Source organism: Pseudoalteromonas sp. NZS100 (assembly GCF_015864815.1).
GTDB classification, from domain to species: domain Bacteria; phylum Pseudomonadota; class Gammaproteobacteria; order Enterobacterales; family Alteromonadaceae; genus Pseudoalteromonas; species Pseudoalteromonas distincta.
This window is the reverse complement of the sequence record NZ_JADYWM010000002.1, coordinates 139253-164357: the sequence shown is the minus strand read 5'-3', so window position 1 is coordinate 164357 and position 25105 is coordinate 139253. Positions and strand designations below refer to the sequence as shown.

15 protein-coding genes and 1 pseudogene are annotated in these 25105 nt (G+C 41.1%); 13 read left to right on the top strand and 3 right to left on the bottom strand.

Annotated features, from left to right (window positions below; genetic code table 11):
- Window positions 1-69 precede the first annotated feature (69 nt).
- The 10 genes from I6E69_RS02550 to I6E69_RS02505 all read left to right on the top strand — a co-directional run bounded on the left by I6E69_RS02550 (window position 70) and on the right by I6E69_RS02505 (window position 16624).
- Entirely contained in the window at window positions 70-2430 is a 2361-nt protein-coding gene (locus I6E69_RS02550; protein ID WP_197120575.1) for a TonB-dependent siderophore receptor, read from the top strand.
- A gap of 19 nt (window positions 2431-2449) precedes the next feature.
- Complete coding sequence (locus I6E69_RS02545) at window positions 2450-4603, top strand: FAD-dependent oxidoreductase (protein ID WP_076924241.1); 2154 nt, start codon at window positions 2450-2452, stop codon at window positions 4601-4603.
- Window positions 4604-4605: 2 nt separating this feature from the next.
- A complete protein-coding gene (locus tag I6E69_RS02540; RefSeq protein ID WP_197120574.1) occupies window positions 4606-5424 on the top strand; it encodes a DUF547 domain-containing protein in 819 nt (272 codons plus the stop codon).
- On the top strand, window positions 5411-6745 hold the full coding sequence (locus I6E69_RS02535) for an ABC transporter substrate-binding protein (protein WP_197120573.1): 1335 nt from the start codon (window positions 5411-5413) through the stop codon (window positions 6743-6745). Before I6E69_RS02540 ends, I6E69_RS02535 begins: the two co-directional genes overlap by 14 nt.
- On the top strand, window positions 6742-8496 hold the full coding sequence (locus tag I6E69_RS02530) for an ABC transporter permease (protein WP_197120572.1): 1755 nt from the start codon (window positions 6742-6744) through the stop codon (window positions 8494-8496). The genes I6E69_RS02535 and I6E69_RS02530 overlap by 4 nt, the downstream gene beginning before the upstream one ends.
- Before the next feature lie 71 nt (window positions 8497-8567).
- Complete coding sequence (locus tag I6E69_RS02525; RefSeq protein WP_024595098.1) at window positions 8568-9206, top strand: ATP-binding cassette domain-containing protein; 639 nt, start codon at window positions 8568-8570, stop codon at window positions 9204-9206.
- 32 nt (window positions 9207-9238) lie between these two features.
- Window positions 9239-9919 (top strand): CDP-alcohol phosphatidyltransferase family protein, encoded by a 681-nt coding sequence (locus tag I6E69_RS02520; protein ID WP_197120571.1) that lies wholly within the window; start codon window positions 9239-9241, stop codon window positions 9917-9919.
- Window positions 9912-10703 (top strand): sterol desaturase family protein, encoded by a 792-nt coding sequence (locus I6E69_RS02515; RefSeq protein WP_197120570.1) that lies wholly within the window; start codon window positions 9912-9914, stop codon window positions 10701-10703. Before I6E69_RS02520 ends, I6E69_RS02515 begins: the two co-directional genes overlap by 8 nt.
- A gap of 261 nt (window positions 10704-10964) precedes the next feature.
- Complete coding sequence (locus tag I6E69_RS02510) at window positions 10965-13625, top strand: glycoside hydrolase family 16 protein (protein ID WP_197120569.1); 2661 nt, start codon at window positions 10965-10967, stop codon at window positions 13623-13625.
- 65 nt (window positions 13626-13690) lie between these two features.
- Window positions 13691-16624, top strand: a complete 2934-nt coding sequence (locus I6E69_RS02505) for a TonB-dependent receptor (RefSeq protein ID WP_197120568.1) — start codon at window positions 13691-13693, stop codon at window positions 16622-16624.
- Window positions 16625-16675: 51 nt separating this feature from the next.
- Here the strand turns inward: I6E69_RS02505 and I6E69_RS02500 are convergent.
- A pseudogene (locus I6E69_RS02500) lies at window positions 16676-16969 on the bottom strand (peptidase); the annotation flags it as partial.
- A 152-nt stretch (window positions 16970-17121) separates the two neighbouring features.
- On the bottom strand, window positions 17122-17994 hold the full coding sequence (locus I6E69_RS02495; RefSeq protein WP_197120567.1) for a trypsin-like serine protease: 873 nt from the start codon (window positions 17992-17994) through the stop codon (window positions 17122-17124).
- Between the two features lie 452 nt (window positions 17995-18446).
- Here I6E69_RS02495 and I6E69_RS02490 point away from each other — a divergent pair, with 452 nt between their 5' ends.
- A complete protein-coding gene (locus I6E69_RS02490) occupies window positions 18447-19478 on the top strand; it encodes a LacI family DNA-binding transcriptional regulator (protein ID WP_197120566.1) in 1032 nt (343 codons plus the stop codon).
- A 95-nt stretch (window positions 19479-19573) separates the two neighbouring features.
- Here the strand turns inward: I6E69_RS02490 and gtfA are convergent, their stop codons facing one another.
- On the bottom strand, window positions 19574-21046 hold the full coding sequence (gtfA, locus tag I6E69_RS02485; protein WP_002960098.1) for a sucrose phosphorylase: 1473 nt from the start codon (window positions 21044-21046) through the stop codon (window positions 19574-19576).
- Between the two features lie 176 nt (window positions 21047-21222).
- Between gtfA and I6E69_RS02480 the strand changes: the two genes are divergently transcribed.
- Both I6E69_RS02480 and I6E69_RS02475 read left to right on the top strand, forming a co-directional pair.
- Complete coding sequence (locus tag I6E69_RS02480; RefSeq protein ID WP_197120565.1) at window positions 21223-22449, top strand: sugar MFS transporter; 1227 nt, start codon at window positions 21223-21225, stop codon at window positions 22447-22449.
- Window positions 22450-22620: 171 nt separating this feature from the next.
- Window positions 22621-25017 carry a TonB-dependent siderophore receptor gene (locus I6E69_RS02475; protein WP_182692364.1) on the top strand — a complete coding sequence of 799 codons (2397 nt, stop codon included), beginning with the start codon at window positions 22621-22623 and terminating at the stop codon, window positions 25015-25017.
- Window positions 25018-25105: the final 88 nt, after the last annotated feature.

The window sequence follows — 25105 nt, the reverse complement described above, 5'->3', positions numbered from 1 at the left end:
TACTGAAAGTTATTTTTAATCCTTTCGGTCTTTATCGCCAACAACATTTTAACCGTAGAGAGAAAACGTTTGAAACACGCATATTTAGCACTTTCCCTAGCCACCATATTAAATACACCACTTAATGCTTTTGCAGCCAAAGAATCAAAATCAGCAAAAGAAGGCGCAATTGAGCGTATTGAGGTGGCAGGCCAAGTTATTAAATCTCAAGGTCTTTCAGTTAAAAATGCCACTGTAGACGGCCCTTTTGGCGACAACTTAGCTCTACGAGATATAGCCCGTTCAGTAACACCAATTTCAAGCGAGTTAATAGAACAACTCAATATTACGACTTTACAAGACGTACTTGCAGTCAGCCCTAATACCTATTCAGCCAGTGGTTTTGGGGCACCAAGTTTACCTACTATTCGTGGGCAACTAGGTGAGCTTTTCCAAGATGGTACACGCCGCCAAGCAGGTAATAATGGCTTTGGTGTGCCGTTATCGTTCAACTCTATAGAACAAATAGATGTAGTAAAAGGCGCGCCACCGGTATTATTTGGTTCAAGCCAACGCAACGGTGGTTTTGTAAACTTACATTCTAAAAAAGCATCAACTGACGACAGTAAAGGCAAAGCAACGGTATCTGCAGGACGATGGGATCAGTACAGTGTTTTAGTTGATTACAGTGCACCTATAGTAAAAGACAAAGTAGGTTTTAGAGTAAGCGCTGAACACATTGATAACGGCAGTTACTACGACTTTTCGGGCACGAAAAGCGACAGCCTATTTGCAGCACTTAGGGTGTTACCTGATGACAAGAGCAGCTGGGATATTAACTTTGAGTTATACCAAGTTGAATTTACCGATAACGCAGGTATTAACCGCCCTACTCAAGCGCTAATAGATAATGGCCTTTATATTACCGGCCAAGGCGTGCAAGTAAATGGCAGTACAGTTCCAGCGGCAGGTTCTATTGTTTCACCTACTGGGCAAGTAAAAATAGACCGTAGTACAGTACTTACCGACCCTGACAATCAAAACGAAGCCACTACTTATTTACTACACAGTATTTATAAGCGTGAACTTTCAAACAACGCATCAATAAAAAACATTACGTATTTTCAGCACTTACAACGCGAAGAAATTGCACAAAATAGCTTTGTTGAAATTATAGATGGTGCCGATACCGCGCAGAACCGTACCGAACTGACTTACCAATGGAGCAACGAACAGCAAACAATTTTTGCTTTTGATGTGCGTTACAACCGCGTGCTAGGCTACAGCCAATTTACAACAGAAGCCGACCTACCTATTGATTTAACTGGCCCAATTTCAAATCGCCGCATTCCTTTAACTGATGCACAACAAGCGCGTTTAATTGAAATTAGTCCAGGTGTATTTGTATCCCCTGGTGGTCAGTACGATATTAATAACGATGGCAGCGGCGACTTTAACTTATCAGACACTACCGATTCGCGCTCATGGCAAACGGGTTTTGCTATTCAGCAAGATTCAGATTGGACTGATAAGTTTCATACAAGTGTTGGCTACCGCATTGATTTTTATGACGTAGACGCGCACGACCCAATAGCACCAGAGGGTGAAATTGCAGCTCGTGATAGCATTAACGATAAGCTACATTCGGGGCAAGTAAGCTTTAATTACCGATTAAATGGTGATTACACCACTTATGGTGCAGCAAGTTACAACGAAGCCACATCAAATAGCATGGCTGGCGGCACGTCTCTTGGTGGTGACAACACGATTAGCGCGCAAAACTTTTCAACCGAAAATACCTTAGTTGAATTCGGTTTAAAATACGCACCAACCGACAGTGATTGGTACGCCGATGGTGCAGTGTTTAGCCAACGTCGTAGTTTACGTAATCGCGATGGTAGTAATACCGGCATTCGTACTACCGGCTTTGAAAGCCAAGTATTCTATGATGCTTACCCTTATTGGTTAAGTGCCGGCTACAGCTATATTGATGCTCGCTACGATAATTCTGCAAGTAGCCAAGATTCAGCGCAAGTAGCAGATGCATTTGACAACTCACGTCCAGATATTATTGCAGGTACCAGTGTTGGCGCACCTAGCTTTACCGCGTTTGCACCTTCAAACCGCCAAGTTCAGGGCATCCCTGAGCAATCTTTCAGCTTTAACGGAAATTATTCAATTAATTCGAAATGGCAAACGGGTTTTTCAGGTCTATATACAAAGAGTTACCCATTAGACTTTTTGGCGACAGTAAAAATTCGTGATCAGTACACCCTAAACGTAAATACTAGCTATGCTTTTACGCCTAATACCAAGTTACGATTAGATGTGAACAACGTGACGAATCAAAAAAACTGGCGCCCAGTATTTGAAGGCGGTTACTTTGGTGCAACATTGGCATTTCCTGAATTGCCAATAAACGCAAAATTAACACTAACCCATAATTTTTAAGAGCGGTTTGAGAGAGAACATGATTAAAAAAATATTTTTATTATTGATTGCAGCGGCCGCCGTCGGCCTGTTCTTTCATTTTGACTTACACCAACTACTTACGCTTGATGGCTTAAAAGGATCGATGGATCAGTTTAACCAATACAAAGAGCAGTCACCGTTACTCGTTATTGGTGGGTTCTTTTTACTATACGTAGTAGTAACTGCTCTCTCTTTACCAGGCGCCGCTATTTTAACACTTGCCGCAGGTGCATTGTTTGGCTTAGTTGAAGGCTTATTGGTTGCATCTTTTGCATCAACTATTGGCGCAACACTTGCCTTTTTAGTATCGCGTTACTTACTACGTGACACTATTAAACAACGTTTTCCTGAGCGATTAGCCGCCATTGATGCAGGCGTTGAAAGAGAAGGTGGATTTTACTTATTTACGCTTAGATTAGTGCCGGTGTTTCCGTTCTTTTTAATCAACTTACTAATGGGTGTTACTTCAATAAAGTCTTGGACTTACTACTGGGTAAGCCAAGCAGGTATGCTCGCCGGTACATTTGTATTTGTTAACGCAGGTACGCAACTGGCGCAAATAGAGAGCTTATCTGGAATTTTATCATTCAACTTAATCTTATCATTCGCTTTATTGGGCATTTTCCCATTCATTGCTAAAGGAATCTTAAACGTGTTTAAAAAACGTCGCGTATACAAAAACTACACTAAGCCTAAAAAATTCGACCGTAACATGATTGTTATTGGTGCAGGCGCAGGTGGTTTGGTAACAAGTTATATTGCTGCTGCTGTTAAAGCAAAAGTAACCCTTATTGAAGCGGGCGAAATGGGCGGTGACTGTTTAAACTACGGTTGTGTTCCAAGTAAAGCAGTCATAAAAAGCGCTAAAATTGCAGAGCAAATTCGCCACGGTGAAAACTACGGCCTAGAAAACGCAACACCGCAGTTTTCGTTCAAAAAAGTAATGGCACGTGTACACAAAGTAATTGCAGATGTAGCACCACACGACAGTGTTGAGCGCTACACCGACTTAGGCGTAGATGTTGTAAAAGGTTACGGTAAATTAATCGACCCGTGGACTGTAGAAATTAAACTTAACGACGGTGGCACGCAAACACTCACCGCTCGTACTATTGTGATTGCAACTGGCGCACGCCCATTTGTACCGCCACTACCTGGCATTGAAGAAACAGGCTATGTAACAAGCGATACATTGTGGAATAAATTTGCAGAGCTGGATGAGGCACCTAAAAAACTTGTAGTACTAGGTGGCGGTCCAATTGGTAGCGAATTAGCACAAAGCTTTGCACGTTTAGGTTCAAGTGTTACACAAATTGAAATGAGCGAACGCATCATGATCAAAGAAGACCTTGAAGTGTCTACTTTTGCTCACGAAGCGTTAACCGAAAGTGGCGTTAATATTTTAACATCGCACCAAGCACTTCGCTGTGAAACGCGCGATGGTAAAAAATATATTGTTGTTAAGCATGACGACAAAGAAATAGATATTGAATATGACGAGCTATTATGTGCCGTTGGAAGAAGTGCGCGCCTTAAAGGTTATGGCCTTGAAGAGCTAGGCATAGAAACAAACCGTACTGTTGTAACTAACGAATACCTAGAAACACTATACCCAAATATTTTTGCAGCAGGCGATATTGTAGGTCCATACCAGTTTACACATGTGGCAGCCCACCAGGGTTGGTACGCAGCGGTAAATGGCTTATTTGGTAACCTTAAAAAGTTTAAAGTAGATTACCGTGTTATTCCGTGGACTACGTTTATTGACCCAGAAGTTGCACGTGTTGGCTTAAACGAGCAAGACGCAAAAGACAAAGGCATAGATTACGAAATTACTCGCTTTGAATTTGAAGAGCTAGACCGTGCAATTACCGACAGCGCTACAAAAGGCTTTATTAAAGTGATTACACCCAAAGGCAAAGACAAAATATTGGGCGTTACCGTAGTATCTGAACACGCTGGCGATTTAATTGCTGAGTTTGTACTGGCAATGAAACACGGCTTAGGTCTTAACAAAATACTCGGTACTATACACAGCTACCCTACTTGGGCTGAAGGTAACAAATACGCAGCAGGTGAGTGGAAACGCGCTCATGCACCTGAAAAAGTGCTTAACTTGCTTGAAAAATACCACACTTGGCGTCGAGGTTAATTATGTTTAAAACACCTCTAAAAGCATTGCTACTTGGTTCGGCTTTAGTTGTAACATCGTTTGCAACATCATTTTCGACCCAAGCCCAAAACATGCACGATAGCTGGAATGCATTGCTAAATAAGCATGTTGTCGCTATTAATCATAATCACAGTACTGAGGTTGATTACGCTGCTATAAAACGTGAGCATGCACAGCTAAAAACGTATTTAGATTCGTTAACGGCTGTAACGCAAAGCGAATTTGACGCGTGGGAAAAGCCTAAGCAACTCGCTTTTTTAATCAATGCTTATAATGCGTGGACTGTTGAACTTATATTAACTAAGTACCCTGATATTAAGTCAATTAAAGACTTAGGGAGCTTTTTTAGCTCACCATGGAGTAAAGAGTTTGTGCCATTACTTGGCAAAACTCGCAGCCTTGATGATATAGAGCATGGTTTAATACGTGGCAGCGGTAAATACAACGACCCACGTATTCACTTTGCAGTAAATTGCGCGAGTATTGGTTGCCCAGCGCTTCGAGAAGAAGCCTATACAGCCACTGATTTAGAGAGCCAATTGCAAGAGCAAACAGTGCGCTTTTTATCAGATATGACACGCAATATGGCTCAAGAAAATACGCTAAGCGTGTCTTCAATATTTAAATGGTACGGCGATGACTTTGAAAAAGGTTTTAGAGGTGCAAACACGCTACAGCAGTTTTTCCTGCAATATAGCGACGCACTTAAACTGATACCCGCTCAGCAAAAAGCACTTAAAAATGATGACATGAAAGTTAAATTTTTAGACTATAACTGGGATTTAAATGTTCGCCATTAAGTTTTGGCAAACACTGGCGCGATACAGCTTTTGCTGTGTCGCGTTTTGCGTTTGTGCAATCGCAAATTTAGCTGTTTTTTCGAGCACTGCGTTTGCTAATACCGTTATTAACTCAAATAGTAAAAGTAATTTAGTAATAAACACACAACAGGGATCTCGCTGGCAACAAGTTCAAACACTTGGTAGCAATCAAGATGTATACTTTTATGCATGGGGTGGCGACGCGCAAATAAATGCTTATATTCAATGGGCAGCGCAGCAAGTTAAAACTAAGTACAACATTAACCTGGTACATGTAAAATTAAGTGACACCAGCGAAGCAGTAAGCCGTGTACTTGCCGAAAAATCAGCAAACAATAACAACCAAGGCAGCGTAGATTTAATGTGGATCAACGGAGCTAACTTTGCCACCATGAGTGAGCACTCTCTGCTTTTAAAGCAATGGGCAAATAAACTCCCCTACTTTGCATTAACCGATCCGGCTAATAACCCTGCTGTAACCTTTGATTTTGGTTTACCTACCAATGGGATGGAAGCGCCATGGGGGCAAGCGTCACTTACATTTTATTACGACAGCATTGCAATAAATGGTAAGGCAAACAATAAATTGCCGACGACATTAAACGAATTACTAAACTGGAGCGCACAAAACCCTGGTCGCTTTAGTTACCCAAAGCCGCCTGACTTTTTAGGTATGAGCTTTTTAAAATACGCCTTAGTTGTGCTGCATCAGCACAGCAGCGAAAACATTAAAGCGCAGCTAAACCAACCAGCTACAACTAAAAATACGGCGCAAGTGTTAAACTTACTGTGGGACTTTTTAGATAAACTACACCCAACTCTTTGGCGTGCTGGCACTCATTTTATGCAAAGTGGTGCTCAAATGCGCCGCCTTGTGGACGATACAGAGCTGAGTTTAGCCTTTACTTTTTCAGCACCTGAAGTACCGGCAGCTGTAAAACGCTATGACTTACCAAACAGCATTCGCAGTTACGCAATGAGTGATGGCAGTTTAAGTAATACCCATTTTGTGGCAATCCCTTACAATGCAAGCCACCAGCAAAGTGCGCAATTAGTGGCTAATTTTTTACTCAGCCCTGAGGCGCAAGCTCAAAAACAAAAAGCGCATATATGGGGCGATAAAAGCGTACTTATTCAATCAACGTTAACGCCTGATCAGCAAGCCTTATTTAAAACAGCTAAACCACATCCAAGTGCACTGCCTTTAAACAGTATTAAACGCACATTGAGCGAACCTCATCCAAGCTGGGTAAACGCCATTATGCAAGGTTGGCAAACTCGTTATGGAGTAAGCCAATGAGTGTTATTTCAAAAAGTGTACCGATTAATACCAAAGCAACAACGCAGTGCAGCGCCGATATGTTTACGCGCATTGTAAAATTTAGCCCGCGATTTTTACTCGCTTTACTTATACTACCCGTACTTGGTGGCTTAATTAGCGTATTGCTGCCTGCCTTTGGTTATGCGCCCGTACTTGAGCAAACAACGTTTAGCTTGCAAGGTTTTAATGCCCTTTGGCAAACACCTGGCCTTACCCAAATGGTTACCTTAAGCGTTGCAACGGGTTTAATAAGTACTTTACTTGCATTTATCATTACTTTAATGATTTTAGCTGCGTTTTTTAATAGCCCGTGGCTTAACCGAATTCAGCGTTTATTGAGCCCTATATTAGTTATACCTCATGCCGCAGCGGCTATTGCGGTGGGGTTTTTAATTGCCCCTTCAGGTATGATTTCACGCTTAGCGTCGCCTTGGTTAAGCGGCTGGGAACTTGCGCCAAACGGCATGTTTCCGCATGATTCATTCGGTATTAGTATTATTTTAGGCTTAACACTAAAAGAGCTTCCCTTTTTATTACTAATGGCACTGGGCGTACTTGCTCAACCTGAGCTTGGCAAAAAATTACGCCAACAACATAAGGTTGCGCTTAACTTGGGTTATTGCCCAATGACCGCCTTTTTTAAAGTAATACTGCCAAGCCTTTATCCGCTGCTGCGTTTGCCCCTTTTAGCAGTGCTTGCCTATGCAAGTGCCAGTGTAGAAATGCCACTCATTTTAGGGCCAAATACACCACCCACGTTAGCCGTTGCAATAATGCATTGGTTTAACGATGTTGATTTAAACCTGCGCATTAAAGCCTCAGCGGGCGCTTTATTACAACTGGCTGTTACAGGTGGGTTATTAGCCCTTTGGCTTGGCGCAGAAAAGGCCGTAAAAGTGCTATTTAGCGACTCCCTCACTAATGGAGTGCGCGAATACGGTGGATTTTATTGGCAAAAAATAACGGTCGTACTCACCACATTAGTAATTGGCTTTATACTGTTGTCGCTTATTGGTTTAGTTATGTGGTCGGTTGCAGGCTTTTGGCGCTTTCCAGATGCAATGCCTGAGCAATTTACACTACTGCATTTTAAAAGTGCGCTAATGCAAATGAGCAGCCCGCTTTTTAATACCCTAGCAATCGGTTTAGTAACCACATTATTTGCCATTATTCTTACTTTATTGTGTTTAGAATCAGAGCAATTGAGCGACAAACCGATTTCTCGTTTTACCAGTTTAATTATTTACTTACCGTTATTAGTACCCAGTATTGCCTTTTTGTTTGGGCTAGTATGGATACAACAATTGGTAAATAACCAAGCCGCATTTTTTAATGTGGTACTTACGCATTTACTGTTTGTGTTGCCTTATGTGTTTTTGTCACTTGCGAGCAGTTATAGGCGCTTAGATCCTCGTTTTGCTCATGTTGCAGCAAGCCTAGGCGCAGCGCCATGCAAGGTGTTTTTTAAAGTAAAACTACCTCAGTTGTTTGCCCCTATTTTAATTGCAGCCGCACTGGGCTTAGCAATTAGTTTTGGACAATACCTCCCCACGCTTTTAGCTGGCGGCGGGCGCATAGCCACAATAACAACCGAAGCCGTTACGCTTGCCAATGGCGCAAGCAGACGCACCAGTGCCGTGTACGCTATTATGCAAATGGCGTTGCCGCTTATTGGATTTATACTGGCATGGGGTTTACCTAAATATTTTTTCAAAAGTGCACGTTCTTAAAAGTACGCGAGTTTAAACGTGCACATATTTAAAGCTCCCATGTTTAACACTATCAGGGTTAAGGTTTTTTAATGCAGTCATCGTTACAGATTAAAAATTGTCAGCTTTATCGCCAAAATGAGCTGCTACTTAGCTTAAACGAGCAAGTTAATGGCGGTGAAATTCTGACTATTATGGGCCCATCGGGCAGTGGTAAATCAAGCTTATTAAATTGGCTTACGGGTACTTTACCAAGTAGCTTTAAGGCCAATGGAGAGGTGTGGCTTAATGGTCAAAATATCGATAACACCCCTCCGCACTTGCGCCATATTGGAGTGCTTTATCAAGACGCTTTATTGTTTTCGCATTTAACTGTTGCTGGTAACATTGCATTTGCAATGCCTAAAGGTAATAAAAAACAACGCCTTGAAAAAATAGCACACGCACTTGAGCAAGTCGGTCTTAAAGATATGGGCAATCGCCACCCCGATAACTTGTCGGGCGGGCAGCAAGCCCGTGTTGCATTATTACGTATGCTGCTGAGCGAACCTAAAGCCATTTTACTCGACGAACCCTTTAGCAAACTCGACACCCAACTGCGTGTTGATACACGCGAACTCGTGTTTAGCCAAATACGCGATCATAAGCTACCTGCAATTATGGTAACTCATGACCATAGCGACGCCGACGCTGCAAATGGCAAACTCATTACTTTAAGTAGCGCACTTTAAATACATAGCTTTAAACGCATAAGGCAATAAACATGCTAGACAAATTTATCACCCCTGTAATTAAGCCACTTTTAACACCTGTGGTTATGCTTATGCATAAACGCGGCATAACCGCCGATCAGCTCACCGTGGTAGGCTTTTTAGTTGGCTTATTAGCCGTGCCATTACTGGCGTTTGAAATGTGGTACGGCGCATTAGTGGCCATTGCTTTAAATCGAATTTTAGATGGACTTGATGGCGCATTAGCACGCTATGCAAACCAAAGTTCAAGCGCGGGTGGCTTTTTAGATATCACACTCGACTTTTTATTTTACGCGGCTATTCCGCTTGGCTTTATTTTGGCAAACCCTGAGCAAAACGCGATAGCGGGATCGTTATTACTTGCCACTTTTATTGGTACGGGCTCAAGCTTTTTAGCTTTTGCGATTGCCGCAGAAAAATTTAAACTCGAAAAACCGCAATTTAAATACAAAAGTTTTTACTACTTAAACGGCTTAACCGAAGGCACTGAAACAATAGCGCTATTTATTGCATTTTGTATTTGGCCGCAGCACTTTGCGGTTATGGCGAGTATTTTTGCTATTGCGTGTGGCATAACTATTTTTACCCGTATACATGGCGGTTATCACACGCTTAAGCAACAAGAAGCCGATGCTAACAAAGCAGCTGAAAACGTGCCTAGCAGTGCAAATTCTGAGGTAATAGATGACTAATGAAGTATGGTGGCGTTTAGGTTTCTTTTTTAGCATTTTAATTATAATGATGCTGCTTGAATGGCAAAAGCCTGCTCGCCAAGCACCTATTAAAAGCAGTACACGTTGGTTTGCTAATTTTGGATTAGTGTTTGCTTCATCAGTTATTGCGCGCTTAGTGGTCCCTATTGGGTTAACTGCTGTTGCACTTTACAATCAAGAGCACGGTATTGGCTTATTTAATCAAATAGCCCTACCAAGCAGTTTAATTATTATATTGAGCATACTTTTACTCGATATATTAATTTATTGGCAGCATAGATTATTTCATCAAGTGCCTATTTTATGGCGCTTGCACCGCGTTCACCACGCCGATGCGCATGTTGATACAAGTACGGGCTTGCGCTTTCACCCTATCGAAATTGTACTGAGCATACTTATAAAACTCATTGCAGTAACAGCTCTTGGCATACCTGCCATTGCGGTACTTATTTTTGAAATAGCACTTAATGGTCTAGCATTATTTAATCATGCAAATATACGCCTACCTAATGCCATTGAAAAACCACTGCGTTTAATATTAATGACGCAAATATTGCATCGAATTCACCATAGCCAAGTGGTTAGTGAAACCAACTCAAACTATGGTTTTAGTGTAATTTGGTGGGATAAATTATTTGGTAGCTACAAAGATAAAGCAAAAAAAGCCGACGCAGATATAAATATTGGCTTAAAAGAATACCCAAGCCAAAAGCAAAATGCCTCGCTTTGGGGTTTATTGATCATGCCATTTAAAAATAAGTAAACCGCGTACATTCTCGGATTAGTCCTATATTTAATAGGCTCTTATTAAAGAGCCTATTATGAATTAAGTAACACTAAAACGCCTCTTACCGTAAACTAATTGTAAATAAAATAAACAAATATGTTGACCATTTGCACACTCCACAATATCATTTGTAAGCGCTTACAAAACACAATCTAAAATGTAAGCGCTTACAGCATGAAAAACAAAGCTCAAAAAACAATTAATCTGACAATAATCTGTTGAAACCGGGGTTCAGTTATGAACATTGAAACAACGCACATTACACGTTTACTTGCCGCTATCTCTTTAGTTACGTTAGCTGGCTGTGGTGGTGACTCTGCCACTAAATCAAATTTTGAAAATGTAGATGCCTCTGAGCCAGTATCAGATTGGCAAATGGTTTGGAGCGACGAGTTTGAAGGCTCAGCCATTGATACAAACAAATGGAACTATGAATTAAACTGCGATGGCGGTGGTAACAACGAGAAACAGTGTTACACCGACAGTGAGCAAAATGCATTTATTGCAGACGGTGTGTTAAACATTGTTGCCCTACCCGCTGAAGAGGGTGCAGAAAAACCTTACACTTCAGCGCGCTTAAATACGCGTTACAACGCCGACTTTACATATGGTCGCTTTGAAGTGCGCGCCAAACTTCCATCAGGACAAGGTAGCTGGCCAGCATTTTGGATGCTGCCAACTGATGAAGTTTACGGCACTTGGCCTCGTTCTGGCGAAATAGATGTTTTAGAATCAGTAAACCTTAAAACACCAGATGAAGACGGCGGCATAGAGTCTAGTATCCATGGCACCCTTCATTACGGACGCGCGTGGCCAGATAACAGCTACACAGGGCAAGAATACAAATTCCCTGAAGATACTAATCCAGCAGATGATTTCCACACGTATGCTGTTGAATGGCAAGAAGGCGAAATTCGCTGGTACGTAGACGGTTACCTTTATGCAACTCAGCGTCAATCAGAAGTTCGTACTAATGCAAGTGGTGAGGCTGTAGGCCTAAAACATCGTGGTTGGTTTGCAGAATACTTTGAACAAGGTTCTGGCGAACTTACAACGCATTGGGATAGCGCACCATTTGATAAAGACTTTCACTTATTGCTAAACCTAGCAGTAGGCGGTGACTGGCCTGAAAACGTAAATGATTTAGGTGTAGACGCTAGCGCATTTGAAAACGGCCAAACCTTTGCTATTGATTACGTACGTGTTTATCAATGTGCATCAAACCCTGAAACAGGTAAAGGCTGTGAAACTATTCGCCCAGGCTACAATAGCTTAGACGATGCTTTGCTTGAAGGCGATGCACCAATTCCTAGCCCACCTTCGACAGGCATTGCAACACCACTAACTATTTTTGGTGAGTCATTTAATCCAAATTGGCCTGCATGGGATTGTTGTGGTGGTTCTACTCCCGCTATTGTTGCAGATGAAACCCAAGGTGATGTAGTTGAATTTGTAGTAGGTGCAGAACCCACTGTAATGGGCTTTATTAGCCGTGAAATTTTTATTACTGACGAAGCAGGAAAAGCCAGCCCGTTTGATGCATCTCCAATGCTGGATGAAGGTTACGTTCGCTTTAAAATGAAAGTAACAAATGCACCAAGCACAGCTGATGCAGCTTGGCTTGTAAAACTTGAAAGTAATGAAGGTTCTAGCGCAGTAGAAATGCCGATTACAGACAGTGTTGAAGGCGTAAGCCCTGTTGTTGGCCAATGGCAAACTTATACATTTTTACTAAAAGATTTAGATGCTGCAGATTTAGATATCAGTGCAATTGATGTGATCATGGTGTTTCCAACATGGGGCGCAGGTGAAGGCGCTGTTTATTTAATTGACGATGTTGAGATTACTCAAGATAACTTAGGCGTATCACCTGAACTTACTATTTTTACTGATGAGCAAAATCTAGCATGGCCAATGTGGGATTGTTGTGGTGGCTCAACCCCTGTTGAAGCTATGGATGATGAAGAACATGGTCTAACCGCAGAGTTTAGCATTGGTGCAGAGCCTACTGTGATGGGCTTTAATAGCCGCACATCGTCAGGAGGCGCAGGCGAATCGTTTGACGCTAGTAGCATTTTAGATGAAGGCGTTATTCAATTTGATTTAAAAGTAACCTCTACTCCTAGCGATCCAGCTACACCGTGGTTGTTTAAAGTTGAGTCAAATGGCGGCGACTCTGCAGTAGAGCTTGAATTAACGGCAAGTGTTGAAGGCGTAGCGCCAGTTACAGGCGAGTGGCAAACATATACATTTAAATTGTCTGATCTTGCAGCTGCTGGCTTAGATGTAAGTACTATAGATGTATTAATGATTTTCCCAGCGTGGGGTGCAGGTGAAGGCTCTGTTTACCGTGTAGATAACGTTAAGATTTATAATCCAAATGCAGCGCCAGCTGCAACGGGTGAGCTTACTGTATTTAAAGATGCAGCTGCCGATCAGTGGAGTGTTTGGGATTGTTGTGGTGGCTCTACACCAACAACAGAAACCGATGATGACGCGCATGGAGCAGTAGCGCAATTTAGCATTGGTTCTACTGCTACAGTAATGGGCTTTATTGCTGATGAAGACGTATCGTTCGATGCCTCTGCAATACTTGAAAATGGTGTAGTTCAATTTGATATGAAAGTTGTATCAGCGCCTTCAGATATTGACGCTCAGTGGCTATTTAAAATTGAATCAATTGGTACATCGAGTGCCGTAGAGCTAGCTTTATCAAGCAGTGTTGAAGGCCAGGCACCTGTAACGGGCGAATGGCAAACATACACCTTCCCTCTTCAGCAATTGTTTGATGCAGGCTTAGACATTAGCGCATTAAACGTAATTATGGTTTTTCCTAGCTGGGACATGGGCGATGGCGCGCTTTACCGTATAGACAACGTGATTATTGCAAATCCATAAAACACACACCAATAGGCGCTTAGCGCCTATTGCTACACAACAACATTTTATAAAGCAGAGCTATTATGAACACATTCAATTTTAAAAAGAGCCAACTTGCGGCTTCTGTGTCTCTCATCATTGCTGCGAGCACATTAAACACAGCTATTGCGGCAGAAGCACAAACAAGCGTTTCATCTGATGTAGAAGTTATTGAAGTAAAAGGTATTCGTGGTTCACTTATTCGTTCTATGGATATGAAACGCGACTCTTCTGGTATTGTAGATGCCATTTCATCTGAAGAAATGGGTAAATTCCCAGATACCAACTTAGCAGAATCATTACAACGTATTACCGGTGTATCTGTTAGTCGCGCAAACGGTGAAGGTAGCCAAATTACAGTACGTGGTTTTGGCCCTGAGTTTAATTTAATAACCTTAAATGGCCGCCAAATGCCGGGCACAGGTTATACACGTTCGTATAATCTTGAAAACGTTGCCTCTGAGGGCGTAAGTGCCCTTGAAGTATTTAAAACAGCACGTGCAGACGTGCCTAGCGGCGGTTTAGGTGCAACAGTTAATATTTCTACTGCGCGCCCTTTTCAAAAGCCGGGTCAAAACTTTTCAGCTACCGTTAAAGCAAACCACGACTCGTCAAACGAAGCTGGCGATGACGTAACACCAGAGTTTTCTACTGTTTACAGCAATACTTTTGTAGATGACACTTTTGGTTTTGGTTTTTCATTTTCGCACCAAGAGCGTGACTTTCAAAAACAAAGTGCCAATATTCAAGGCTGGCAGGCAAACGTAGACTTACCTGAATTAGATAGCAGCAACGTCGTTGATAACCGCACAGACCCTGCAGGTAACTACTACTTCCCTAAAGACATGAATTACTCTATTGAAGATGTAGAACGTGAACGTACAAACGGACAAGTTACTTTTCAATACGCACCGGTAGATGGCTTTGTAGCAACACTTGATTACACTGCAAGTAAAGCTGTAACTGGCTCTCAAAGCATTGGTTGGGGTATTTGGAACGACTTTGGTAGCAATATTAATGGCTACGAGCTAGATGAAAATGGTACAGCTGTTTATGCTGATATTAGCGGTAACGATGCGTCATTCACAGCTAATAAAGGCACTTCAGAAGTAAAAGCACGCTCACTTGGTTTAAACCTAGATTGGGAAATTAGCGACACGTGGCACGTAGAGCTTGATTACCACGACTCTAAAAACGAAACTGATAACGGCGCCGACAATGGGCTGGGAAGTGCCGGCCAAGTAATTTTAGGTTCTGATCAGCTAGCTAATAAAATTTATGATTACCGCACGGGCGAAGTACCCAGTGCACAAGTTAATTGGTTAAATGGCACAAGTGAATTAACGCCTGGCGAAATTGATTCAAACTTTAGTCAGTTTACCCACTCGCCAGGTGAGTCAAACATTGAGCAATTACAGCTACATACAACATGGTATAACGAAAGTTATGACATTGGTTTAGTTAAAGTAAAATTTGGCGCATCACGTACAGAACAAAACACCGGTGGTTACACCGCATGGAGTGGTTTAGTAGGTGGTCCAGGCTTTAACCCATCGTATACAGAAATATTCCCAGATAGCATGTTTACTCGCCACGATACATCGGGCCTTTTAGATCAATTTGAAGGAGGCGGCAGCAACTTACAACCTGGTTACTACTATACCTACGATTTTGACGAAGCTGTTGCACGCCAAATTGCTTACTTAACAGCAGATGTAACAGGTGGCGATGCATATGCTGCTAATGCATACGCAGACGGAATAGATAGCGAGAGCTACGTAGAAGAAATCACTAATAGCTTTTACGTTCAATCAAGCTGGGAATTTGACGTAAGTAACTACTACGTAAAAGTAAATGCAGGCCTACGCTATGAGCAAACAGACGTAACCAGTACTGTGCGCCAACGCGTTGAAGATCAAGTTAATTGGATCAGCGCTTCAGAGTGGATCATGCAATACGCTGCTGGCGGCGATGATAACTTCTTAGAGCAACAAGGTGATTACGATGTTTTACTGCCTTCAATCGACGTAAGTGTTGATTTAACTGAAGACGTAGTAGCCCGCGTATCTTGGGGTAAAACAATGTCGCGTGCACCACTAGGTAATTTAGCCGGTGGCCGCAGCTTAACAGGCAGCCCAAAACCAGGTTCTCGTACAGGTAGCCAAGGTAATACAAACTTATTGCCGTTTGAATCAACAAACCTTGATTTATCACTTGAGTATTACTACGCAGAAGGCAGCTACGCATCTGTTGGTTACTTTAAAAAAGACGTTGATAACTTTATTCAAACCACTATTACGCAAACTACTATTGATGGCTTGCACGATATTTTAAACGGCCCTCGTTACTTACAAGCCGTAAGCGATATTGAATCACGTGGTGAGCAAGCAACAACCGACGCTATTTTTGCACAAATGATTGCCAGCGGTTACGGCAATGCAAATGGCGTTATTGAACCAAACAGCGACGATCCGCTAATTACATGGAATATTAGCCAACCACAAAACACCGACAGTAAATCGGTAGATGGTTTTGAAGTAGCTGTTCAGCACTTAATTGGTGAAACCGGTTTTGGTGTTGGTGTTAACGCAACGTTTGTAGATGGCGACGTTGAATTTGATAGCGAAAGCCTTGATCAACAAGCACCGCTTACAGGCTTAAGTGACTCAGCTAACTTCCAAGGCTTTTACGAAAAAGACGGCCTATCAGTTAAAATTACTTACGCATGGCGCGACTCGTATCTAATTGGTGTTGGCCAAGCACAAGGCTCAGCCGATGCGCCACCGCAATATGCTAAAGCCTACGGCCAATGGGATATGAGCGTTAACTACGATGTAAACGAAAACGTAACGGTATTTTTTGATGGCATAAACTTAAACAATGCAACCGAAGAAGGTTACGGACGTTACGAAGAGCAGTTCTTATTTGCTAATCAATACGGTCCTCGTTACTCAATTGGTGCTCGTTACACGTTCTAAACTATTTCCTAGTTAGAAGATTAAGCCGCTTGTTACAACAAGCGGCTTTTTTTATAGCGTTTTTATTTGCTCAAGCAACACATTGGCTGTCCAATCAAGGCCGTTATACGCCACATCGGGTTTGTAAAAATCCCCTGCCCCTCGCGCTCTGTTTACGTATACTTTGTTAGATACAATCACTTTCCCCAACCCTGAAGGTAAATCGGCTAAGCGTACCTCCATATACATAGAATCAGCGCTACTTGGTGCACCAAATAACGTTGTATTTTCAAAAAGCTTAAACTTATCAAGCGCATCTAAACAAGCACTCGCACATTGCGGCGGCACTGCTCAGGGTAGTAGGTAGAATGGGTTCTTGTGCAGCATTTATAATTAGTGATAGTAGTAAAGCGCAGAGCAATACAAGATCGGTTATAATATGGAACGACGTAAAATTAGCCATTTATATTTTTCCTTTTAATCTTCTTGCCGGTGCAATGTTATTGCAACTCTGTACCTTAATGGCCATTTTCTATTATTACTTTATCGATCCATTCATTAAAGGATGACACTCTGACAAAAACTGCGACTGAATCATATTTTCCGGGAATGAATTGATTTAACGCAGAGTCTATTTCCACCCAACTGGCTAAACCTACTAAGATTGGCTTGTCTTCGGTAAATATGACTGCAGGACCTCCACTATCCCCAGAGCCAATAGTCCCCTCCAAAGGTAGAGCTGTTTCGTCTGCGTCAAATTTAAATCTAATCCAGCGTTCATCAACTTTACTGATAACATTGTTGTAATAATTAAGCTGCCTAAATTCTTGAGTCGGTGCCAAGTCTGTAAATTTTTGTCGAAACCAGTTGTAAACTTTTTCTAAAAAACCGGCGTTTTTTGTCTCTCTTAATTCTCCAGTTAAACCATTACCTACCGCTCCCTTACCGTATACAGTAACTTCGAGGCCTAATTCTGTTTTTCCAGAAAAACGTCTAATTGGATTAATATGATCTACTGAATCGGTAAGTTTAATTAATGCTATATCGCTATGGCTATTTAAAAAATCCATCAATGGTTGAGGATCACTATCCCCCCAGTCAGTTTGGTCTTGGACATATTCTGGGTGAAAAATTATTTTATCGATTTTATTTTCGATACCACCTACTTCTATAGGTTTTCCAAGATAATCATAATAAAATGTGTAAATTACATGTGCGGGAGCTAACAACCAATTTTTATCTATTAAAACAGCTGTCCCTTCAAAGGGCATATCTACATAGTATTCTGGAGCATTTTTTAGTTCGTACAGCTCAGGCTTAATATCATGGCGCTTAACAACTGCCTGCGAATTAAATGCAATCATCAACACAAAAATAATAAATTTTTTCATTTAAACATCCTTATCATAAGTGACAGAAAAAACGTCAACCCCTTGAGCTTAACATTCGTACCTGACAATTTTATCTACGACATTTGTCGTTTTACTAAACCGACAAATATCCAAATATTACGATACATTTATCTTAGCCATCAAATAAATTTGTGTAAACAAATAGTTAAGTGCGAATTGATATGTTAATTGTAAAAACACACCAAAATGGAGAAGATAAATAATATTCCAGATAAGCAAAATTTCCTCTTGAACAAAGCGAATAAACTATAAAAACTTGCTCATATAATCATCTTTACACACTTTTCAAAAAGCGCCTGTGCTCTAAGGAGGTGTTAAACGGGTTGTAAAAAGTACGATAAAAACACCTAAGGTAAATACTCTTAATTTTTACTTTGCTAACGCCCTGAATATGTTAGTTTATTAACATGAGTATTGAGTAAAGAATTGGTATGAGTAAGCAAACCCGCTGGACCCTTAAAAGTATTGCTAAAGAGTTAGGTGTGTCTAACGCGACAGTATCTAATGCGTTTAATCGCCCTGATCAGCTATCGGCTAAACGCCGAGACGATATTCTCGCAGCGTGTAAAACTTTGGGCTATTACGGGCCTAATAAGGCCGCGCAATCGTTGCGTAATGGCACATTTAATATTGTCGCTTTAGTGCTGCCCGATAGTGTGGAATACATGGTGTCGGACCCTGTGGCTAGTAGCTTTATGCGCGGTGTTACCTCGGTGCTTGAAAAAAATGGCATTAATGTTTTATTGTTTTCAGGTAATAGCGATAACCTTAACAACGTGGTCGACTTTGTAGATGGCTTTATTTGTTATGGCCGCCCTCGTAATAACGCGTTAGTTGAGCAGTTAAAAACAGTGTCTAAACATGTAGTGACAATTGATTTTGATATTGCTCGCAATGCCTCTGTAAATATTAATAACGAGCAAGCAAGTTACGAAATTGCTAAACACGTACTACATAATCAAAACGATAAAGTGGCTATATTAGGGCTTAGGCTACTTGATGAAAACGTATTGTGCCGCGTGTATGAGCATCACGAATTTGAAACCGGGCAATCTATTTCGCATCAACGTTTACGTGGTTATCAACGCGCTTTAAGCGAGGCAAATATTACGGTGGCTGACGATCGTATTTGGAACATTCCTGAAAGTAGCGAGCGTTTTGCTAATATTGCTGCTAAAGAGGTTTTAAGTGCCTCCCCTCGCCCTAACATTATTATTTGTATGAGTGATTTAATTGCCCTTGCCACAATGCGAGAAGCAATAAAACAAGGCATAAAAATAGGTGAAGAACTGCGTATTGTGGGCTTTGATGGTATTGATGAAGCAGCCCGGTTTGTACCTCGCCTCACCACTATTCATCAAAACAGCCAAGAAAAAGGCGTTATAGCCGCTGAATTATTTATTTCTAAAGAAGAAAAAACTCAGGAAGTCAGTTACGAATTAGAGATTGGTGCGAGTAGTTAGCTTACAAACCTTGTAATAGTTTTATGTGTTAAAAAGCCAAGCTTAAGTAGCTTGGCTTTTGCTTTACATGACGTTTGTAAATTACTCTTTTAACATTAAGCTAAAAATGAATTTAAGTTAATCGTTGTTTCTTCATCACCGTTTACTTGCGTAATAAGTGCATGGCGTAATTTAAAATCAACAGTAAGTGAAATAGTTTGCTCATCTAGTTGCCACGATAAACAACACATACTGCCTTCACCTTGGGCGCTAAATTCACCTGCAAATGCAGGGTGTGAATTGCGAATTTTAATTAATTCAATTAAACCTTTTACTACAGGCTTATTTAAGGCCTTGTCGATTATATTTGCATCTAAATATGGGCGGTTAATATCACGGCCTACATTTGTATTTGTCAGTAATTCCATGTCGTTTTCGCAAGCAAATAAGCCGCCGTAATATACTTGTGGTACACCTGGTGCAAAAAATTGAATTGCACGCGACAGTAAGTAATCAAAGTCTTTAGCGCCTAATGCGTTGTAGTACGTACAGTTAACTTGATATAAGTCGACATTACTCGCCGCAGCGCCAGTAGCTTGGCGGCTTTGGTTGTTGCTATTGGCGTGCATTGTTTCTACTAGGTTATCAATCTGCTGTGCATTTAATAGCCCTGGTTTGTCGCCCATTGGACCTGCGTCAATAATGCCAATACCGTCGTGTGTATCAAGTACGGTTAAGCAATTACGTGGCGAAATTTGTAACCATTTGAGCAGTGCATCTACATCGTTGTTAAATAAGCTGTGTAAAATAAGCGGTGGTAACGCAAAGTCGTAAACCATATTTACGCGTTTTGCCACTTCTACCTGAGTTTGATAATGGCTATGAATTTCTGCAATGGTTTCCATGCCTAAATCGTTTGCTTGCTTAGATAAGTTATCTAGGTAGCCAAACGTTTCATCAAGCATAAAGCAGTTAGTGCCAGCTTGCTTAATGGCGTAACCCGCCGCATCTAAACGAATAATATTTACATTGTTAGCCGAAAATTTAGTAAGTACGTTATTTAAATACGCAACACCGGCTTCTACTTTTACGTTTATATCAATTTGGTTATCGGTAAAAGTCGTCCAAAAGTCATACGTTTTACCATCACCACATTTCATTGGGGTAAAACAGCTACCTGGGCGTGGGCGGTAAATTGCTTTTTGCTCAGCTTCGCTCATACCATTTGGAAATACATCATCTTTGGTTAAAAACAAATCCCAAAATTCTGATTGCTTACCCTTTGCTAGTACATCTTGAAACTGAAAAGACTGTGCCGATACATGGTTAACAATTAGGTCTGCCATTAAGTCGAGATCTTTACCTAATACTTGTATGTCTTCCCAAGTGCCTATTCTAGAATCAACTTCACTATGATCAATAGGGTCAAAGCCAGCATCGCTGCCATCAATAGGATTGTAAAATGGCAATAAGTGCACACCACCAAATACGCCTTTTAAAGGGCCGTTTAAAAGTGTGGTTAGCGCGCCTATATTTTGGCCAGTGATTCGATCAGCATATGTGATCAATTGAACTTTATTCTTCATCATTGTGTGATTACCATGTTGAAACTTAATCGATTAAGATATATCTTTAACTAGCGAGTAAGAATTTACAAGTAATTTTTAATAATTTTACATACAAATTTCGTGTCTCACGTAATACTACAGTAAGCAACTGACTGACTTACGAAGTATTAATAGAGAATTTAACGAGGAATAAACACATGACAAAATCACACACACACGTAAGCAGCGACCCACTGCAACAAATACGCTGGCTTACATACATGATGTTTTTTATGTTTGCCATGACCTCTGACGCAGTCGGCATGATAATCCCCGAACTTATAAAAGATTTCGGTTTGAGTATGACTCAAGCTAGTGCATTTCATTACGCTCCCATGGCATTAATAGCCTTTAGTGGATTATTTTTAGGCTTTTTAGCTGACAGCCTTGGTCGTAAAAAAACCATTATGCTAGGTCTATTAATATTTTCTGCGAGTTGTTTTTTATTTGCATTTAGCACCAGTTTTACCTTCTTTTTAGTATTGCTTTGCTGCATAGGCCTGGCCATTGGTTTATTTAAAACCGGCGCGCTGGCATTGCTTGGCGATATTTCTCATAGTAACGACGACCATACTAAAACTATGAACAAGGTTGAGGGCTTTTTTGGCATTGGCGCTATTGTAGGTCCTGCCCTAGTTGGTATTTTATTAGTGCAAAACGTTAGTTGGACATACCTGTATATTACTGCGGGCGTAATGTGTTTAATCCTTGCTTTATTAGCATGGCGCGCAGACTACCCTGACGTAGTTAAAACAACAGAAAAGCCAGCCTCTTTGGCCACCACCATGAAAATGGTAAAAAACCCTTATGCACTTGGCTTTTCTTTAGCTATTGCACTTTATGTAGCGACTGAAGTGGCTATTTATGTATGGATGCCAACGCTATTAAAGGACTACACAGGCTCTTGGCCACTCCTTGCCACTTATGCACTTACTATATTTTTTATACTACGTGCTGCAGGTCGTTTTATTGCCGTATGGTTACTAAATCGTTATAGCTGGCAAGGTGTTATGGCTTATTTAAGCTTAGGTATTGCGCTTTGTTATGTGGGTACACTTATTGGTGGCGTTGACTGGGCTGTAGGGTTACTACCTCTTTCAGGTTTATTTATGTCTATGGTTTACCCAACTTTAAACTCTAAAGGTATATCGTGTTTTCCTGCTGAGCGCCATGGAGCCGTGGCCGGCGTTATATTATTTTTTACCGCATTATCGGCTGCTTTAGCTCCTTTATTTATGGGTATGATCAGCGATTACTTTGGCCATGTGCGCTATGGCTTTTACTTAGCAACAGGGTTTGCCGTGATTTTATTTGTAGCTATGTTGTTCAATTATTTACGCGACCCATCAATGAGTGCTTTACAAGAAAATAACCCAACAGCTTAATAAATTTGTATCTCAATACAATAAAAAATACTTTTAAAATCAACATATGAATAATAAAAGAGCAAATTAAACACAAAATAATTTGCTTATTGTAAAATATTTGTTATTTTTACTTAATCGATTAAGTGAAAATAACAAATCCTACTGGGATCAACACAACGAGGCGTTCACATGACAACACACAATACACCTTTATATTTAATCAGCGCTTTAGCACTTGCCGTAAGTCAAGGCGTTAACGCACAAGAAACAGACCAAGCAACACCTGAAGCATCACAAAACAAAGGTCTTGAAACAATAGTTGTAACCGGCGTACCACGTCGAACAACAATCATGGCTTCAAGCGTTTCAGTTAGTAGCGTATCACTTGAACAAGTTCAGGTGTCTACTCCTCGCTCAACAGCCGAGGCTTTTAGAATCATTCCTGGTATTCGTGCAGAATCGACAGGTGGCGAAGGTAATGCAAATATTGCTGTTCGTGGCCTGCCAGTTGCTTCAGGCGGTGCAAAATTTTTACAATTACAAGAAGATGGTTTACCTGTACTGCAATACGGTGATATCGCTTTTGGTAATTCAGATATTTTTATGCGATTAGATAACACTGTGCAAACTATCGAATCGATTCGTGGTGGCTCAGCATCTACTGCAGCAAGTAATGCACCTGGTGGCATTATTAACTTTATCTCTAAAAATGGCGAAAACGAATCTGGCAGTGTATCTACAACACTTGGCTTAGATTACGACAGCGTTCGTACAGACTTTGAATACGGCACTTACTTAACCGATAGCGTGCGTTTTCATGTTGGTGGTTTTGTTCGACAAGGGGAAGGCCCGCGCGAAACAGGTTACACGTCTAATAAAGGTGGCCAAATAAAAGCTAACCTTACTAAAGATTTCGACAACGGTTACGTTCGCCTTTACTACAAACACTTAGACGATAAGAGTGTTGGCTACCTTCCAATGCCAATGTACTCAAATGGTGACTCTATTGCTGGATTTGATGCGCAATCAGACACACCTCATTCAGCGTTATTTACTAAAACAGTACGTTTAAATGGTGAAAACCAAATCAGTAGCGGCGATATTCGCGATGGTATGAATCCAAAGGTTGACTCTGTTGGTTTTGAAGCTGTATTTGATTTAGATAACGATTGGCGTATCGAAAACCGTTTTCGTAAATCATCAATAAGCGGCAACTTTAACTCGCTTATTCCTGCTGAGGTTGGCAGCGCATCATCTATTGCACAGAGCATTGGTGGTGTAGGCGCAACACTCAGTAACGCAAACACGGGCGCTGCATTTAACGACGACCTCGCTATGCGAATTCATACCTTTGACGTAACAATGAACGACTTCGATTCATTAGTAAACGACTTTAAACTAACTAAATCGTTTGATGATGACACCAGCATTACCTTTGGTTATTACGCGTCAACTCAAAATATTGCTATGTCGTGGTTATGGAATTCATACCTTATGGAGCTTAAAGGCGACAATGCAGCATTATTAAATGTTACTGCTGCTGACGGTACTGAATTTTCAGAAAATGGTTTATATGCGTATGGCACACCTTACTGGGGAAACTGTTGCCAACGTGATTACGACACAGAGTACGACACCCGTGCACCATACGTTGCATTCTCTACTAAATTAGGCGACGTAAGCATTGATGCAAGTGCCCGTTACGACAGTGGCGAAGCTCGCGGTAACTATGCAGGTGCCGTAACATCAACTGTAGATATGAACCGCGACGGTGAAATATCAATCCCTGAGCAAAACGTTGCAGGTATTGATATTGCCAACGCCAGCCCAGTAAACTATGACTGGAACTATTCTTCTTATTCAATTGGTGCTAATTATCAAATTGATCCAAGCCTTGCTACGTTTGCACGTATTAGTAAAGGTGGGCGTGCAAATGCTGACCGTCTTTTATTTGGTAAAGTACGCGCCGACGGCTCTGTTGCAAAAGAAGACGCTGTTGATGAAGTAAACCAGTTTGAGTTTGGTGTTAAAAAGCGCTTTGATTCATTATCAGTGTTTGCTACTGCGTTTTTTGCCGAAACTGAAGAGCAAAATTTTGAAGCAACATCACAAACGTTTTTTGACCGTGAATACGAAGCAAAAGGAATTGAAATAGAATCTACTTACTTTATTGATGCATGGGATTTTCGCGGTAATTTAACTTGGACCGATGCAGAAATAGCAAAAGATGCGCTTAACCCAGATGTTGTAGGTAATACGCCACGTCGTCAAGCCGATTTAATTTACTCATTAATGGCACGTTACAACTATGAAAAAGGCGCTGCAGGGGTAAGTTTCATTGGTACTACCGATGCATACGCTCAAGATAATAACGATCTACAATTTGACGGCTACACACAGGTAAATGGCTTTGTAAGCTATGACTTATCTGAAAACCTTAATATTGCGCTTAATGTGAATAACCTCTTCGATACAGTAGGTATTACAGAAGCAGAAGAAGGTTCAGTACCTGAAAATAACATTATTCGTGCCCGTACTATTAACGGCCGCACAACGTCGGTAACTTTAAAATACGCTTTTAACTAAATGTGTGTATTGCGCTGCGGTGAGTAGTCACTGTAGCGCCTTTTAAAGTATGAATAAATAACACCCTTCACGTTTTTTAGCCTAGCCT